At 39.6% G+C, this 16,250-nt stretch carries 13 protein-coding genes; 11 read left to right on the top strand and 2 right to left on the bottom strand.

Translation table 11 applies throughout. From position 1 onward, the window contains the following. Positions 1 to 1,045: 1,045 nt before the first annotated feature. From ACLRYO_RS08775 to ACLRYO_RS08745, 7 genes are all read left to right on the top strand, one after another. Positions 1,046 to 1,906, top strand: coding sequence for a polysaccharide deacetylase family protein (locus ACLRYO_RS08775; RefSeq protein ID WP_278472552.1), 861 nt, complete (start codon positions 1,046 to 1,048; stop codon positions 1,904 to 1,906). A gap of 8 nt (positions 1,907 to 1,914) precedes the next feature. Beyond that, complete coding sequence (locus ACLRYO_RS08770) at positions 1,915 to 2,409, top strand: molybdenum cofactor biosynthesis protein B (protein ID WP_155086521.1); 495 nt, start codon at positions 1,915 to 1,917, stop codon at positions 2,407 to 2,409. A gap of 221 nt (positions 2,410 to 2,630) precedes the next feature. Continuing rightward, complete coding sequence (locus ACLRYO_RS08765; RefSeq protein WP_195213611.1) at positions 2,631 to 3,062, top strand: RrF2 family transcriptional regulator; 432 nt, start codon at positions 2,631 to 2,633, stop codon at positions 3,060 to 3,062. A gap of 84 nt (positions 3,063 to 3,146) precedes the next feature. Then, entirely contained in the window at positions 3,147 to 4,535 is a 1,389-nt protein-coding gene (locus ACLRYO_RS08760) for a cytochrome ubiquinol oxidase subunit I (protein ID WP_004695363.1), read from the top strand. Continuing rightward, positions 4,526 to 5,545, top strand: coding sequence for a cytochrome d ubiquinol oxidase subunit II (gene cydB / locus ACLRYO_RS08755; protein ID WP_008603507.1), 1,020 nt, complete (start codon positions 4,526 to 4,528; stop codon positions 5,543 to 5,545). Before ACLRYO_RS08760 ends, cydB begins: the two co-directional genes overlap by 10 nt. A gap of 200 nt (positions 5,546 to 5,745) precedes the next feature. Next, positions 5,746 to 9,333: a thiol reductant ABC exporter subunit CydD gene (gene cydD, locus ACLRYO_RS08750; protein WP_413084817.1), complete on the top strand. Its 3,588-nt coding sequence runs from the start codon at positions 5,746 to 5,748 to the stop codon at positions 9,331 to 9,333. A gap of 284 nt (positions 9,334 to 9,617) precedes the next feature. Then, positions 9,618 to 10,787, top strand: a complete 1,170-nt coding sequence (locus ACLRYO_RS08745) for a hypothetical protein (RefSeq protein WP_004698486.1) — start codon at positions 9,618 to 9,620, stop codon at positions 10,785 to 10,787. A gap of 128 nt (positions 10,788 to 10,915) precedes the next feature. On the opposite strand, the gene ACLRYO_RS08740 is transcribed toward ACLRYO_RS08745, so the two are convergent. Both ACLRYO_RS08740 and ACLRYO_RS08735 read right to left on the bottom strand, forming a co-directional pair. Beyond that, positions 10,916 to 11,500, bottom strand: a complete 585-nt coding sequence (locus ACLRYO_RS08740; protein WP_298711215.1) for a DUF805 domain-containing protein — start codon at positions 11,498 to 11,500, stop codon at positions 10,916 to 10,918. Between the two features lie 21 nt (positions 11,501 to 11,521). Continuing rightward, positions 11,522 to 12,355 (bottom strand): pyridoxamine kinase, encoded by an 834-nt coding sequence (locus tag ACLRYO_RS08735; protein ID WP_316059744.1) that lies wholly within the window; start codon positions 12,353 to 12,355, stop codon positions 11,522 to 11,524. Between the two features lie 135 nt (positions 12,356 to 12,490). Between ACLRYO_RS08735 and ACLRYO_RS08730 the strand changes: the two genes are divergently transcribed. The 4 genes from ACLRYO_RS08730 to ACLRYO_RS08715 are packed head-to-tail and all read left to right on the top strand — an operon-like array spanning position 12,491 to position 16,242. Next, positions 12,491 to 13,423, top strand: coding sequence for an ABC transporter permease (locus ACLRYO_RS08730; protein WP_024061140.1), 933 nt, complete (start codon positions 12,491 to 12,493; stop codon positions 13,421 to 13,423). Then, positions 13,416 to 14,315 carry an ABC transporter permease gene (locus ACLRYO_RS08725; RefSeq protein WP_316059743.1) on the top strand — a complete coding sequence of 300 codons (900 nt, stop codon included), beginning with the start codon at positions 13,416 to 13,418 and terminating at the stop codon, positions 14,313 to 14,315. Before ACLRYO_RS08730 ends, ACLRYO_RS08725 begins: the two co-directional genes overlap by 8 nt. After that, on the top strand, positions 14,315 to 15,295 hold the full coding sequence (locus ACLRYO_RS08720) for an ABC transporter ATP-binding protein (RefSeq protein ID WP_058948494.1): 981 nt from the start codon (positions 14,315 to 14,317) through the stop codon (positions 15,293 to 15,295). Before ACLRYO_RS08725 ends, ACLRYO_RS08720 begins: the two co-directional genes overlap by 1 nt. Next, a complete protein-coding gene (locus ACLRYO_RS08715; protein ID WP_024060953.1) occupies positions 15,295 to 16,242 on the top strand; it encodes an ABC transporter ATP-binding protein in 948 nt (315 codons plus the stop codon). Before ACLRYO_RS08720 ends, ACLRYO_RS08715 begins: the two co-directional genes overlap by 1 nt. The last annotated feature ends 8 nt before the right edge of the window (positions 16,243 to 16,250 follow it).

The following is a 16,250-nucleotide window of genomic DNA, read 5'->3' as shown; positions in this document are numbered from 1 at the left end:
GAGGATAGGAAGCCGCTGATTGCTTAAAGGCACACCTGAGGGTGTGTCTTTTTTTTGTATGGCTTCCTATCCTCCCAGGGGACCTGGTAAGCAGGGCAGTAAAAGTAGGGCAGTAGAAGATGGAGGAGCAACGCGACGACAGATTCACTGCATCACTTTCTTCCGAATGTAAGATTTACCGAACTGCGAAGCAGTGAAGGGAAATCCACAGTAAGGAAGCAAGTAGGGCAAGTTAAAGGTAATAAGAATTAAACGACGACAGATTCACTGCATCGCTTAGTTCGGAGCGTAAGATGGATATGTAGCGCAGCTACATAGGTCCTTCCACAGCGACGAACACCCCGTATCCTGGAGCAAAGAACCGTACATAAGAACTCGCTGATTAACGAAATAGAGGGTCAACCCTATAAAGGGTTGGCCCTCTATTTTTGTGCTCTAATGAGCACATTCTAATTCCTTCTAGAGCCGTTTTCAGCCAAGGTTGTAGAAGTATTGTCTATGTGTATTGATCAATAGAGACGGCGTGGGAAAAGTAGGGCAGTAGAAGATGGAGGAGTGAAACGACGACAGATTCACTGCATCACTTTCTTCCGAACGTAAGATTTACCGAACTGCGAAGCAGTGAAGGAAAATCCACAGTGAGGAAGCAAGTAGGGCAAGGGAAAAGTAATTAGGATTAAACGAAGTATGGGGCCCACACATCACTTTCTTCCGAACGTAAGATTTACCAAACTGCGAAGCAGAGAAGGGAAATCCACAGTGAGGAAGCAAGTAGGGCAAGCGAAAAGTAATTAGGATTAAACGACGTATGGGGCTCACACACCACCTTCTTCCGAACGTAAGATTTACCAAACTGCTAAGCGATGAAGGGAAATCCACAGTGAGGAAGCAAGTAGGGAAAGTTAAAGGTAATAAGAATTAAGCGACGACAGATTCATTGCATCAACCGTTTTTATATTAATCTTATGAGGGATTTTCTTGATAATAGCCACTTATATGTGGTATTCTCATTATGTATGTAAGTCGATGGGAGTGATTATTTTATATGTATAAATATGGCAAGAGCTGTATTAAAAAGTTGTTATATTGTATTGCAATATGTATTGCAATTTTAGCGGTTTCTATTGGGGCTATGTGGGGACTGTCTTCAAATTATAAGTTATATGGTGTACCGGTACTTAATTATCATCAAATAAATGATGAGAAACACTCCGCGTTAACATTGCATGTGGATCAGTTTAAGGAGCAGATGGAATACCTCCATAATCATGGATATCATACGATAACATTGGATCAATTGTATGAGTATTTGCAAAATGGTACGGAGTTACCAGAGAAGCCAATCGTAATAACATTTGACGATGGTTATGTAGATAATTATGAACATGCATTGCCTATATTAAAAGCATATAATATGAAAGCTACTTTGTTCATGATTAGTGACGCAGCCAATACGCATGGTTTTGTAAATACAGCACAAATGCGTCAAATGGAGACGGCAGGATTTGATATTCAAGGGCATACAAATCATCATAAGATACTAACTCATATAGATCCTACAGAATTGCCTGATGCCATTCTCGGTGGTAAAACATCTATGGAAGGTATTTTAGGAGAACCTATCAATTATTTGGCGTATCCTGGTGGTTTTAATGATATGCTCGTTCAATATGTTACTAAACAGTCTGGGTATAAAATGGCTTTCACAGTTCAACCAGGAACAGTAAAGCCAGGGGATAATTTATATGCTCTAAATCGACTAGCTGTATTCCAAGGAGATACACCGTATTTATCTTTCTGGTTGCGCCTACATTGTGCACCGCTTATTAAGTATACATGGGCATTGCGTGATACATTACGCGATAATGGATGGCCGATATTGGCGTCTATTGTGCCTTTATTTTAGGAGGAACTATGTCTTACGAAGTTGTAGCAAGACCATTACGTGTTGCAGTATTAACTGTATCTGATACTCGTACATTAGAAACTGATAAAGGAGGCAACAAGGTTCAAGAATTTTTGGAAGCAGCAAATCATATTGTAGCAGATCGCAAAATTGTAATTGATGATTGTGAGGCTATAATAAATGCTATGACTCCATGGTGTAATGATGAGTCTATTGATGTCATTATATCTACTGGGGGAACTGGTATTGCTATGAGAGATGTTACCATCGAGGCGGTAAATAGCTTATATGAAAAGCATATCCCAGGTTTTGGTGAAATCTTTAGATATTTATCCTATACGGAGGATATTGGAACAAAAGCAATGGCATCTCGTGCAGAAGCTGGTGTTAATAACAATACTTTAATGTTCTCCGTTCCTGGGTCTGTTGGGGCCGTCACCTTGGCGATGAGCAAACTAATCATTCCTGAAATGGGCCATTTGGTGCGAGAAATTACAAAATAATACATATATTGAGACTGTTCTTTTGAGAGCAGTCTTTTTATATATGATGACAATCAATATTTGATGGATATAAAAGTAGGTAATTGATTCATAAAATATGAGCATGAGAAGTAAGTGAATTAATTTATTCTGTTTAAAACAATACCATTGCAGTATTGTTTTATTTCATTTATACTAGATTTAGTAATACGTTTGTCCGAGTGCATGAGAAAGGAGACTTTATGAAGTTAAATCAGGCCACGGATTATGCATTTCGCATGGTCTTACATATGGCGCTACTACCTTCGGGCTCGAAGGTAACTGGTGCTGTATTGGCTGAGCAAGAGTTGATTCCAGAACGCTTTTTGCTCAAGATTATGCGTAGTCTCATTGCAGCAGGAATTATGAAATCTTTCCGAGGGGTAGATGGCGGGTTTGCTCTGAATCGAAGCCCTCAAGAGATCTCGTTGCTTGATGTAATTAGAGCAGTAGAAGGGGATGCGTATTTACAACGTTGTTTATATGATGTAGGTTCTTGCTCTAAGTCTTGTAAGGGGCATTGCGCTATAAATGAAGCAATGGGCGTGATTCAGCATCAATTGATTAATCAGTTGGAAGCAGTTAATTTTAAGACCCTTGCCCAACGAGAACAGTTGATTATTGCTGAGGCTTGAGCTTTTTTACAGTCGCAATGATGCAAGGTTTTTTGTAAAAGCTCGTCAAGTGATGTTAGTATTTTATTCTAAGGAGGAAAACACATGTTTGAAGCTGTAGATTTAGCCCGATTGCAATTCGCGCTAACATCTATCTATCACTGGTTATTTGTGCCGTTCACACTAGGTATGACAGTGACTGTTGCTGCTTTAGAGTGGACCTATGTGTCGACTGGTAAAGAAGTATACAAAAAAATGGCTAAGTTCTGGGGGAAATTGTTCCTAATTAACTTTGCCATGGGTGTGGTGACTGGTATTGTTCAGGAATTCCATTTCGGTATGAACTGGGCAGAATATTCTCGTTTTATGGGTGACATTTTTGGTGCCCCATTGGCCCTTGAAGCATTAATGGCATTTTTCTTGGAATCTACATTCATGGGCGTTTGGATTTTCGGTTGGGACCGCTTACATAAATGTGTTCACGCCCTTGTAGCTACATTTGTAGCGTTAGGTACTAACTTATCTGCGTTCTGGATTCTCGTAGCAAACTCCTTTATGCAACATCCTGTAGGCTTTGTATTACGCAATGGCCGTGCAGAGATGGAAAATTTCCTGACCATCGTTCAAAATGGCTATGTACCTGGACAATTTTTCCATATCGTATTGAATGGTTTATTAACAGCTGGTGTAATTATTATGGCAATCAGTGCATGGCACTTATTGCGTAATAATGCGACAGAGTTCTACCGCCGCTCCGCTAAATGGGGCATGGTTATCGCACTTGTATTTGGTACTTTAGGTGCATTAGCTGGTCATCATCAAGGTCAATACATCACAAAAGTACAACCTATGAAAATGGCTGCTATGGAAGCGTTGTGGGAAACACAAGATCCAGCGCCATTCTCTTTGGTAGCTAATATTGATACTAAAGCACAAAAGAATACAGGTGCTCTTGAAATTCCTGGTGGTTTATCCTTCTTGACTCAAAACTCCTTTACGTCTGGTAAGGTAGAAGGTATCAAAGACCTTCAAGCAAAAGCGGAGGCTCAATATGGCCCTGGCAACTATATTCCAGATGTTCCAGCAATCTTCTGGACATTCCGTGTCATGGTAGCATCCGGTTCTCTTATGTTACTTGTTGCCTTTGTAGGTCTTATCCTAAATGCAAAAGACAAGCTTGTTGAAAATCGTACATTCTTAAAAATTATGTTCTGGATGTTGCCATTGCCATTCATCGCTCACTCCACTGGTTGGTTTGTAGCGGAAGCAGGTCGTCAACCATGGCTTGTATATGGTTTGCAATTGACTGCAGATGGTGCGTCTAAATCCGTAACGGCTCCAGAAATTATGACTACAATCATCGGCTTTACACTTGTGTATATCGTGGCTGCTATCGCGGCTATCTACCTTGCTGTAGAACACATTAAAAAAGGTCCAGATGGAAATCCATCTCATGATGTAGTTGAAAAAGAGGAGGCAAGATTATGGAATTAATTTTTAATAACCTTGAAGTGGTATGGTTTATCTTAATTACTGTACTATTCGCTGGCTTCTTCTTATTAGAAGGTTTTGACTATGGTACTGGTATTTTGTTGCCATTCATTGGTAAAACTGACGTTGAACGTCGACAAATGATCAATGCCTTAGGTCCAGTGTGGGATGGTAATGAAGTCTGGATGATTACTGCCGGAGGGGCATTATTCGCATCCTTCCCTCACGTGTATGCTACATTGTTTAGTGGATTCTACTTGGCTCTATTTTTGATGCTTGCAGCTCTTATTATTCGTGGTGTATCCTTTGAATTCCGTTCTAAGAGCCCTAATTTGTTATGGCGTAAAACATTCGACTACTGCATCTTCTTTGGTTCCTTGATTCCTGCACTATTGTGGGGTGTTACAGTAGGTAACTTGATTCAAGGTACTCCAATTGATGCAAGTATGACATATGTTGGCACTTTTTCTGATTTATTAAGTCCATACACCATACTTTGTGGTATTGCGTTCATTTTGGTATTTACATACCATGGTGGTTTATTTACTTCTATTAAAACAGCTGGTGCTGTTTCTGAGCGCGCTCGTGCGGCATCCTTGGTAGTAGGTGTTCCTACAGCTATCGGTGCATTGGCATTGGTAGGTGCAACTTACGTGTATACAGATTTGTTTAATTCTGTATTAGCTATAGTTTGCTTTGCATTAGCTATCATGTCCTTCCTCATTTCTTGGGGTGCAGCACGCACTCGAAATACAAAATGGGGTTTCTTATTCAGTTGTTTATCTGTTATTTCTGTAACAGCTGCATACTTTGCAGGTTTGTTCCCTCGCATCATGGTTTCTTCTTTGAATCCTGAGTGGAGCTTGACTATTACTAATGCAGCTAACTCTACTTATACGTTGACTTTGATGACTTGTGTAGCCTTCGTATTTGTGCCAATTATTTTGGTTTACCAATCTTGGGTATATTGGACATTCCGTCATCGTGTAACAGAAAAAGATTTACACTATTAATAGTATAGCTTTACAACTTATGTAAGTTGTAAAAATTAGGTCTTAATGTGAGGCGTGCCGTAGCGGCACGCCTCTTTTTTATGGTAAGATGAATATAATATTGATAAATTTAGATTCACTTGGACTCTTGTAGGCTTAGTAATAGGGATTTAAATTTGTTTGAGTTTATATATTTAAATAGATTTACCGTAGAGGATAGTATGATACAGCGTACCGCATTTAAAGCGCTGCTAGAACATAAAGGACCGCTTGTGCTACTCGGCTTAACCTGTTTAGTAGAAAGTCTGTCCATTGTTGGGCAAGCCTGGTTCTTTGGAACCTTAATAAATAACCTTATATTTTTGGAGCATACACTAGCTGACGAAACGAACACCATTATTTATTTGTTTATTGCTATTATTGTGAGATTGGTGGCTCATTATGTTCAAGAGGCGGTAGCAAATCATTTGGGAAGTGCTGTAAAAGCATCCTTTAGAGAACGCTCTTTGGCGCATATGTTTAAGCTCGGTATACAGCATAAGGAACGTCATGGCGATGTCATCCATATGCTTACCGATGGTTTAGAACAAGTAGATGCTTACATAGCACGTTACATTCCGCAGATTTTATATGCTATTATGATTCCTCTTATTATGGGGATTGCCATTGTAAATACATTGCCAATAATTGGTATTATTTTGATTGTTACGGTGCCTTTAATTCCATTTTTTATGATCTTGATTGGGAAGCAAGCTGATCGATTAAATAAGGAACAATGGGAACGTATGAGCTTCCTATCGGGGCATTTTTTAGATGTACTACAAGGGATTACTACGCTAAAGCTCTTTGGCCGTGCAAAGGATCAAATTAAGGTTATTGGTCGATTATCTCAAGAGTTTAAAGATTCCACTTTACGCGTGTTGCGCGTAGCCTTTTTATCTGCATTAGTACTTGAATTAGTGAGTACAATTAGTACTGCTCTGATTGCGGTATATTTAGGTCTAACCTTATTAGATGGTGAAGTCACATTCTTTTCAGCCTTCTTTATTTTGTTGTTAGCGCCGGAGTTCTATACTCCATTTAGACAATTGGGGGCAGCTTTCCACACAGGGATGGCAGGGAAAACATCTATTCTGAAGTATGAAGAATTCATGCAGCGTCCACCTTATTTACCAGTAGGTGGTGAGTCTAAACTTGATAAGCCTATACAGGAAATTGCAATTAAAGATTTAACTTTCACCTATAAAAATAGTGAGAATGGGGTACACCACATTACGCTGCAGGCTGAACGTAATGCACCTATTATGCTCGTTGGTGAAAGCGGAGCTGGTAAATCTACTATGGCCCATATTGTTGGAGGTTTTTTACAGGCTCCGAAAGGAACAGTTACTATCGATGGCATTGATATATGTGATTTAGATATCAACTGGTGGCGTCAGCAAATTATCTATGTATCTCAACATCCACATATTATGAAAGGGTCCTTGCGAGAGGTCTTATCCTTTGGTATGGATGTAAGTGATGCAGAGATTCTTGATGCTTGCAAAGAAGTTCAGCTATTAGATGTTATTAATCGAGAACAAGATGGGCTTGATACGGTTATTGGTGAAGGTGGATTAGGTCTTAGTGGCGGCGAGCGGCAACGTATTGCTTTAGCTCGTGCATTCCTCCGGAAGGGTCAGGTATTGATTCTTGATGAAGTGACAGCACATCTAGACGTAAAAACAGAAGCCATTATAAGTACGGCTATTCAGCGTTTGATGGAAAATAAGATTGTCATCATTATTGGGCATCGATTACAAACTATGCATTGGGCATCTAAACTATATGTCTTGAAAAATGGATCAATTATTCAAGAAGGTTCTTATCATGACCTACTTCAAGAAGCGGGTTATTTTAAAGACCTTGTTACATCTGGCTTAGGGCAATTATCAGCAACTCTTGAAGAACCGTTGTATATTGGAAAACAATTTGGTTCAGAGAATACATTGGTCGTAGATACACCTATCAATAGCACAGAGTATTTTGATAAATCTGTTAAATATACTGAGAACCTTAAAGATAATGCAAAAGGTTTTAATATGGGCATACAAGGTTGGAAGTTGTTGTTTTCTGTATTGAGTCCCGCTAAGTGGTCATTAGTATTGGCCTTGCTATTTACGTTCTTAACAGTGTTCATGAATGTGGGGCTTTTAACAGTATCCTCTTGGCTATTGGCATCTGCCGCATTGCAACCAGGGCTCACTTATTTAAGTCTTGCAATCGTAGGAGTTCGATTCTTCGGTGTTAGTCGTGCTGTATGTCGTTATTTTGAGCGCTATACATCTCATCGCATGGCATTCCAAGGACTCTATGGCTTGCGCTTGTGGTTTTATGCTCATTTGGAACCATTAGCACCTGCCATACTCAAACGGTTTGGGGCAGGTGATATGTTGGGACGCATCATGGGGGATATAGAGGTATTACAATTCTTCTACTTGCGCACTTTGATTCCACCCGTAGCAGCCGTTGCCTTGACTATATTGATTGCATATGGAGTTTCTACAATTGACAATAGTTTGATTATACCTATTCTTTTGTCGGCCTTCGTATTAGGTGTAATAGTACCTTTGGTTGTTTATTCGTATAATAAAGAATCTTTACGTACGATTGGGCCCCAACAAGGCGATTATAAAGCGCTTTTAAGTGATACTATGGATAGTCTGGAAGATGTGATTAGTTATGGCAATGAAGAAATGGTATATAAGCGTATTCAGCATATGATGCGCAATGTAGATGCTCAAAAAGGTACTATTGAGCGAGGCATGAATATGGGTAATACACTATTCATGGGCGGCGTTCAGTTAACTGTAGTTATTGTAGCTATTATGGCTTCTAATGCGTTAACAGGTGCTTGGGCTAGTGTTATGGTAGCGGTGGCTGCCATTGGCACACAGGCTTGGTTTGAAGCGTTACAGCCTATGATTGCTGCTGTTCATCATGGTGCAGAAAGTAAAGTTGCTACAAGTCGTCTCATGGCTCTCAGTAATGAACCGATATCTATTGTAGAACCTATATCACCAAAATCATTTAACCCTAATGATGATATTATTTTTACAGATGTATCCTTTGGTTATGATGAATATCGCCATATTTATGAGAATCTCAGACTACATATTCAGCAAGGGAAATCCATTGCTATCGTTGGTGCTAGTGGGTCTGGCAAGACGACATTATTTAATATGCTTGAGAGGTTATATGATTATGGTGGATCCATTCGTATAGGCTCGGTGGAGTTGAAAGATATTTCAATTGATACTTGGCGTAATGCATTGGGGACTATAACTCAAGATACGTATATTTTTAATGCTTCCTTTAAGGATAATATACGCCTTGCAAGACCTGAAGCTTCTATGGCGGATTTAGATCAAGCCATTAACCGTGCATCATTGCGATCGGTAGTTGAAAAATTACCAGAAGGTATGAATACGATTGTAGGGAGTGGAGGGCAAGGTTTGAGTGGTGGCGAGCGTCAAAGAATTGCATTAGCTAGATTGTTCTTACGCAATCCTAAAATTATTTTATTAGATGAACCTTTAGAGGGTTTAGATCAAGTAACACGAAAAGCCTTGCATCGTGATTTGATGCATTATGTAGATGGTAAGACATGTCTATATATTACGCATCAATTGGAAGGTTTAGAACAAATGGATCGAATTATATTTATGGATAGAGGTCAAATTGTTGAAGATGGAACGTATGAAGAATTGATAGCTCTTCGAGGGCGTTTCTATGAATACTGTTATTTATCTATGGCAAGTATTCAATAAAACTAAATATCAATAAAAGTATCTATTACAAATGCTTGATTGTAGATTGGATAATATTTTAATTTCATGTTGCAATTTAAGACCTATATTTAAGACTTATTATGAATATTAAACTATAATACGACTATTGTTTAACTACATTAATAAGGCCCCTTTTGCTATGTAAAAAGGGGCCTTAGTTATATTAATATTTAATAGTATATGTAGTATACTTTTATCGATAAATCATGCAATATATGGTATAATTTTTATGTTAAAAGCTATTTTTCACCCTTGGAGGGGTTATGACTAAAATCTTCACCAAATTACGAGCTTTGGTGGATGAAGCATTATCTGATCGAGATGCGGTGGTGGATAAGGCGCCCGTACTAGAAAAAGCACCTTTAGAACAAGATTTGTTTGACCATCGTCTACTATATATAGAAGAAGATATGGTTAATCGCATGTTGCGTGCCGCTCTTCGCAATCATTGGTTCTTTTATGCTATAACATTTGAATTTGAACCAAACAATCAAATATTCCTATCCATTATTACAAAATGGGGGAATGTGATTAATGTGGAATTCACCTTAGAGGATTTATGGTTTGATGATTATTCATCATCTTTTGCAATTCGACTTGATACAAATAATATAGATACAGGTGGGTTTATTTTGAACTCCATTTTACACTTGTTGGGGAACTGGTGTCTCAGTCTCTTTGGTATATTCTTTAACCCTATTGCATTGGGAGAAAAAGGATCTACTGTACGCTTTGAGAAGAAAGGGATTATTCAGTTTGACTTATTGCCTAATACGCAAGTGAAGAAATTCATACCTATGCCTGAGCGCCATATTGGTAGCAATGGACCTGTTTTGTTGGGAAACCCGCGTACCAGTCAATCTGTGTTGCAGTTAGATTACTATGCGTTCCATGATCCTGTAGATACTTTTACAGTACCGGATGTACCAACTCGCACTAGCTGGCTTCGATCGATTGATATTGCGGCTGTTCTTTTGTTGCCGATTGGTGTATGGATTACATTTGTTATCTTGCATCATTACTTGCCGACGGAAACACTGGAATTCTCATTTTCTACGTACTTTTTGATTTCCTTAGGGATTTTTATCATTTCCTTCTTAGTTATGAATATTCCGCGATATCTGTATATGTATTTTGATTCTCGCAAACAGTGGCAAAGTGCGTTTGTACATAACAATATCAAAATCCAAATGCGTAAACTACATCGTCGTATCTTCATGCAACAAGCTACATTGACATCTGATTGTGATGAGGATACAGCAAATGAAAGCCAGGAGCGAATTAAACACCTCTTGTTGCAAATTCGAGATAAACGATTCCTTGCAAATCGTCTTAAAATTGCAGATGATGATAGAGCGCGTAAACAAAAGGTTAAGTTTATTATTGCCTATATCGGGTGTACATTGATTGAGTTGATGTTACTAATGAATTAATGTCATAAGAAATATAAAATATAAAAACGTATCTCTATGTGATATGTCCCACCTTTACTGGATATCCAATAAAATGGGTACATATCAATGAGAGATACGTTTTTTTGATTACAAGTTATTAATTTTGGTTATCGTTTTTTACGACGTTTTCGAGCTGGCTTGCGGTTTTCTTGTTTTTTGCTTGATACAGGAGTTTGTACGGACTCATATGTTGGCTGATTTACAGGCATAAATGGAGGATTACCGTATTGGTTAGGCTCAGGTTGTCCCGGTAATACCCAGAATAGGAAGCCGATGAGCCATATAAAAAGCTCTAGCATGTAATTGAATGGAGATACGGCAGAGTAGGTATTGATGAAAATCATGATTACCGACCAGAGGATTCCTGCCCATGCATTGAAGCCGATGTCGTGAATACGACGGCCAAATAAGACACAAGATAAAGGAAAGAGGGTTGCCAATAAGAGCCAAATAATGACTCTAGTCAACCAATATGCAGGTAGGGATACGACAAAGTCCAAGAACATGTTATCTATGTAGTGGACAATATGAAATAAAATCATTAAAGCGATGAAGCATATGATAAATTGTAGTCTATTTAACCGTCCCGTCAGGTTAAAAATCGATAGGCCCATGCGACGTCCTTGGAATGCAATGAGCAAACCAATGGTACATATGAGCAATGTTCGTAATACGACATAAAGTAAATCCATAAGTTCCCCTTTATTTTTAGCTTATAGTTGAGTTAATTCTGGCAAGATGAGCTCAAATGCAACACCATGTTTCATTGATTTTACTGTATCTAACGTAGCTTGAATTGCGTTGGTAGTAAAATTCATTGCCAGTTCTGCCGCATCATAAGGTGAATATCCTCTCATTACTGCACCTGATAATACAGCAGTAAAAATATCTCCTGTGCCTGTAGCTTTTACAGGTACTAGCGGAATAGAGTATGTTTTTAAAAGGTCTGTAGGACCATTATAGACGGCAATGACCGCATGCGTTTCCGATGGAACACTGGTCATGATAACCATTTCAGGCCCCATGTGATGTAACTGTTTGCACCGTTTGCGCAATTCATCCTCATTAATAGGGTCTGTCGAGAATGGAATATCTAATAAGAAGCAAGCCTCAGTATAGTTTGGTTTTACGATGTGAGCCTTAGATACGAGTTGGCGCATAGCTACAACCATATCAGGAGTATAAATGGAATAGAGGCGACCATCGTCGGCCATTGCGGGATCGACGATAACCATCTGGTCATTAGAGGCAAATCGATTGATAGCTTCTTTGACGAGGTGAATTTGTTCTGGCGATGCCAAGAAACCACTTACGATAGCGTGAAAGTCAATTTCGTTTTTATCCCAACAGTTCATAAAGTCTCTCATATGAGCAGATAAATCTACGAATTCATAGTGTGGATACTCTAAGTGATTGCTTAGTACCGCCGTTGCTAAAGGAACCGCCTGGCAGCGCATAGCACTGATGATAGGAATCATAACGGTAAGGGCACAACGTCCGATGGAGCTCATGTCTTGAATTGTTAAAACTCTAGGTACTGTTGTCATAGATACCTCCAAATAAATATATATTTTATTGTACGTTATGTAAGGCTTTCTGTAAATGTAATGATGTTAATCATGAAATTAGCTTCATAATGTAGTATAATAAAACGAATAGACTTTTTATGGAGGAAAGTGACAATGACGAGGTATGTATTTCGACGTCTAGGTGGCGCAATCATAATCTTATGGGTCATCATTACCGTAACATTTGCACTAATGCATGCAATACCGGGAGGGCCTTTTACAACAGAAAAAAAATTACCGCCTCAGGTGAAAGCGAGCATTGAGGCTAAATATCATCTTGATGATCCCGTGTGGAAACAGTATGGAGATTATTTAGGTGGCGTCATTACAGGTGACTTAGGCCCATCATTTAAGTATGAAGGCCGTAGTGTAAACGATATTATTAGCGATGCATTTCCAATTTCCGCACAGCTCGGTTTATTATCTTTAATGGTAGCTGTAGTTGGCGGTATTACAGCTGGTGCTATCAGCGCCATGAGACCTAATAGTATTGTGGATTATGCGGTGACTGTATTATCTACAATCGGTATATCTGTGCCTACATTTATTATTGGTGCTGTCCTTGTATACATTGTAGGCTTTGAACTGGGCTGGTTCCCTGTGGCTTTATGGCGTGGCCCATCTTATATGGTGTTGCCCGTGTTGACATTGGCAGCGCAACCGATGGCCTTTATTGCTCGTTTAACGCGCAGTGGTTTACTTGATGTGTATCAACAAGAATACATTCGCACAGCTCGTGCAAAAGGTCTAGGTTCTTGGACCATTTTGACTCGTCATGCACTAGGTAATGCGATTTTGCCAGTTATTACATACTTAGGCCCATTGGCAGCTAGCTTGTTAACAGGTAGCTTTATCGTTGAAACGATTTTTGCGATTCCTGGGTTAGGTCAGTATTTTGTAACATCAATTTATAACCGTGATTATACAGTTATTCTTGGTATTACAATTTTCTATAGTGCTCTTGTGGTATTTCTTAATATTTTGGTGGATATGATTTATCCATTAATCGATCCACGAGTTACAACAGAGGAGGGGACAGATGAATAAGGAAGACTTTTTACCTATTGAACAGGCCCCTCAAGAAGAGATTACTAGTTTTATAAAGCGTCCTAGTAAATGGGAGCGATTTAAGGTAAATCGTTTGGCCGTAGTCGGGGCGAGCATCATCTTGGTGATGATTGTACTCGCTATCTTAGGGCCACTTATTTCACCTTATACATATGCGGATCAATCTTTAATCGATGCGAACCAAAGTCCAAGCTTTAGTCATTGGTTTGGTACGGACACATTGGGCCGTGATATTTATACGCGTGTTATGTATGGTGCGCGTATTTCCTTAACCATTGGTTTTGTGGCAGCTTTCATCAACCTTGTAATCGGCGTTGCCTATGGCGGTATTGCAGGTTATATGGGTGGTAAAGTAGACCGCATCATGATGGGCATTGTAGATGTTTTGTACGGCATTCCACTTTTACTATACGTTATCTTGTTGATGGTTGTACTTGGACCTGGTCTTACATCTATTTTCGTAGCGTTGGGGATTGCGTATTGGCTTAATATGGCCCGTATCGTACGTAGCCAAATTTTGAAAGTTAAAAACGAAGAATACATCATCGCTGCAGAAGCCATGGGTATTCCGAAGCATCGCATTTTATTGCGTCATATTTTGCCAAACTGTGTAGGGCCTATCATTATTACTTTAACATTGGCTATTCCAGAGGCAATTTTTACAGAAGCATTCCTTAGTTTTATCGGCTTAGGTGTAAATGCACCTATGGCGAGCTGGGGTGTATTAGCTTCTGAAGGTATTAGTAGCATGCGCTCTTATCCATTCCAATTGATTTTCCCAGCTGTTGCTATTAGTATTACCATGCTTGGTTTCGCATTTTTTGGCGACGGTTTACGTAATGTATTAGACCCTAAGGAAGGAGATAGATAATGAATAATGCTATTGTTGATGTACGTAATGTATCTATTACCATCAATACCTTCCAAGGTCCGTTGCGAGTTATTCGCAATCAAGATATTTCTTTATATCCTGGTGAGATTTTAGGTATAGTCGGGGAATCTGGGTGTGGTAAATCCGTTTTAGTTAACTCTTTAATGGGCTTATTGCCATATGGTAAAACTAAAATTAAAGCGGATACATTCATGATTGATGGTCATGATTGTTTAGGATTTACTGAAGATGATTGGAATGAACTTCGTGGTACGACGGTTGCCATGGTGTTCCAAGATCCTATGACCTCCTTGAATCCTATCATGACCATTGGAGAGCAAATGTATGAGGTTATCCATCGTACAAATGCGTATGGTGAAGATTACGATGAAAGGGCCATTGCCATCGATTTGTTGAAGAAGATGGGCCTATCTACACCGGAACGACGTTTGTCTCAATATCCTCATGAGTTGAGTGGCGGTATGCGTCAACGCGTATGTATCGCTATGGCGGTAGCCGGTCGTCCTAAGATTTTGATTTGTGATGAGCCCACAACAGCTCTTGATATTACTACAGAGGCACAAATTTTGCGCCTTATGCAAACATTAGCCGTAGAGGCTGGCATTGGTATCATCTTTATCTCTCATAACCTACGTGTTATTGCTCAAATTTGCGATCGGGTTATGGTTATGTACGCAGGTAAATGTGTTGAGTCTGCTACAGTAGATGGTATTTTTAGCGAGCCTCGTCACCCATATACTTTGGGGCTGTTGCTTGCATTGCCTCAAGGTAAATGGCACGGTGAATTGAAGGCCGTTGAAGGTCAACCACCTGATCTATTTGATTTACCTCGTGGATGCGCATTTAATCCTCGTTGTAAATGGGCTATGCGAATCTGCGGTAGTCGGGTTCCGATGGTTACAAATGTTGGTGAAAGTCACCAGTTTACATGTTGGTTAGCTAAGTTGGAGGGACTTTAATGAGTTACGTATGGGAGACTGACAATCTCGTTAAAGAGTTCACCCTGTCAGGCGGCTTATTTAAGCCAAAACAAACGGTACACGCCGTACAAGGCGTGAGTCTATATCAATCACCAGGGGAAACCCTAGGTATCGTAGGGGAATCTGGATGTGGTAAATCTACATTTGGTTACACTTTGATGGGTTTATATCAAGCTACATCTGGTTCTATTTATATGAATGGTCGACATATCAACCCTTATGTGGATAGAGAGTCTGTTCACCCGGTGATGCAAATGGTATTTCAAAATCCTTATGCATCCCTTAATCCGCGGCTTACGGTTAATGCAATTTTAGAGGAGCCTTTAGAATTGAATCCAAAGTATACACCCCGAGATCGCGTGATTCGTGTAAAAGAGGTGCTTGACCAAGTTGGCTTAAATATGTCATTTGGTGAGCGTTATGCTCATGAACTATCTGGTGGGCAACGTCAACGTATCGGCATTGCACGGGCTCTTATTATGGAGCCTCAATGTATCATTTGTGATGAGCCGATTTCTGCGTTAGATGTATCTATCCAAGTGCAAATTATGACATTACTAGAACGGTTACAAGAACAACATGGTATTTCGTACCTCTTTATTTCTCATGATTTAAATATGGTGCGCTACATTAGTCATCGCATGGTTGTTATGTATTTAGGTGCCGTCATGGAAGAAGGTCCTGCATTGGATTTATATGAATTCCCTCAGCATCCGTATACCCGTGCATTGACGGCCTTAAATGGTCCAGTTATGCCACATGCACCAATTGGGGCACCTCTTAAAGGGGATCCACCAAATCCACTAGACCCACCAAAAGGGTGTCTGTTTAGTGGTCGATGTCCAGAAGCGGAAGGTCGTTGTTTTACAGAACGTCCGCCACTTCGAGACTGGGCTGATCGCCGCATCGCATGCTGGCACATATAATGGGAGAA

It is taken from the genome of Veillonella parvula, from assembly GCF_047241225.1.
Taxonomy (GTDB): domain Bacteria; phylum Bacillota; class Negativicutes; order Veillonellales; family Veillonellaceae; genus Veillonella; species Veillonella parvula_O.
The sequence above is the reverse complement of the archived record's forward strand: the minus strand, read 5'-3'. Positions and strand labels throughout refer to the sequence as shown.

Coding starts and splice junctions, on each gene's coding strand:
- ACLRYO_RS08775 (WP_278472552.1), top strand. CDS start 1,046: ATGTATAAATATGGCAAGAGCTGTATTAAAAAGTTGTTATATTGTATT.
- ACLRYO_RS08770 (WP_155086521.1), top strand. CDS start 1,915: ATGTCTTACGAAGTTGTAGCAAGACCATTACGTGTTGCAGTATTAACT.
- ACLRYO_RS08765 (WP_195213611.1), top strand. CDS start 2,631: ATGAAGTTAAATCAGGCCACGGATTATGCATTTCGCATGGTCTTACAT.
- ACLRYO_RS08760 (WP_004695363.1), top strand. CDS start 3,147: ATGTTTGAAGCTGTAGATTTAGCCCGATTGCAATTCGCGCTAACATCT.
- cydB (WP_008603507.1), top strand. CDS start 4,526: ATGGAATTAATTTTTAATAACCTTGAAGTGGTATGGTTTATCTTAATT.
- cydD (WP_413084817.1), top strand. CDS start 5,746: ATGATACAGCGTACCGCATTTAAAGCGCTGCTAGAACATAAAGGACCG.
- ACLRYO_RS08745 (WP_004698486.1), top strand. CDS start 9,618: ATGACTAAAATCTTCACCAAATTACGAGCTTTGGTGGATGAAGCATTA.
- ACLRYO_RS08740 (WP_298711215.1), bottom strand. CDS start 11,500: ATGGATTTACTTTATGTCGTATTACGAACATTGCTCATATGTACCATT.
- ACLRYO_RS08735 (WP_316059744.1), bottom strand. CDS start 12,355: ATGACAACAGTACCTAGAGTTTTAACAATTCAAGACATGAGCTCCATC.
- ACLRYO_RS08730 (WP_024061140.1), top strand. CDS start 12,491: ATGACGAGGTATGTATTTCGACGTCTAGGTGGCGCAATCATAATCTTA.
- ACLRYO_RS08725 (WP_316059743.1), top strand. CDS start 13,416: ATGAATAAGGAAGACTTTTTACCTATTGAACAGGCCCCTCAAGAAGAG.
- ACLRYO_RS08720 (WP_058948494.1), top strand. CDS start 14,315: ATGAATAATGCTATTGTTGATGTACGTAATGTATCTATTACCATCAAT.
- ACLRYO_RS08715 (WP_024060953.1), top strand. CDS start 15,295: ATGAGTTACGTATGGGAGACTGACAATCTCGTTAAAGAGTTCACCCTG.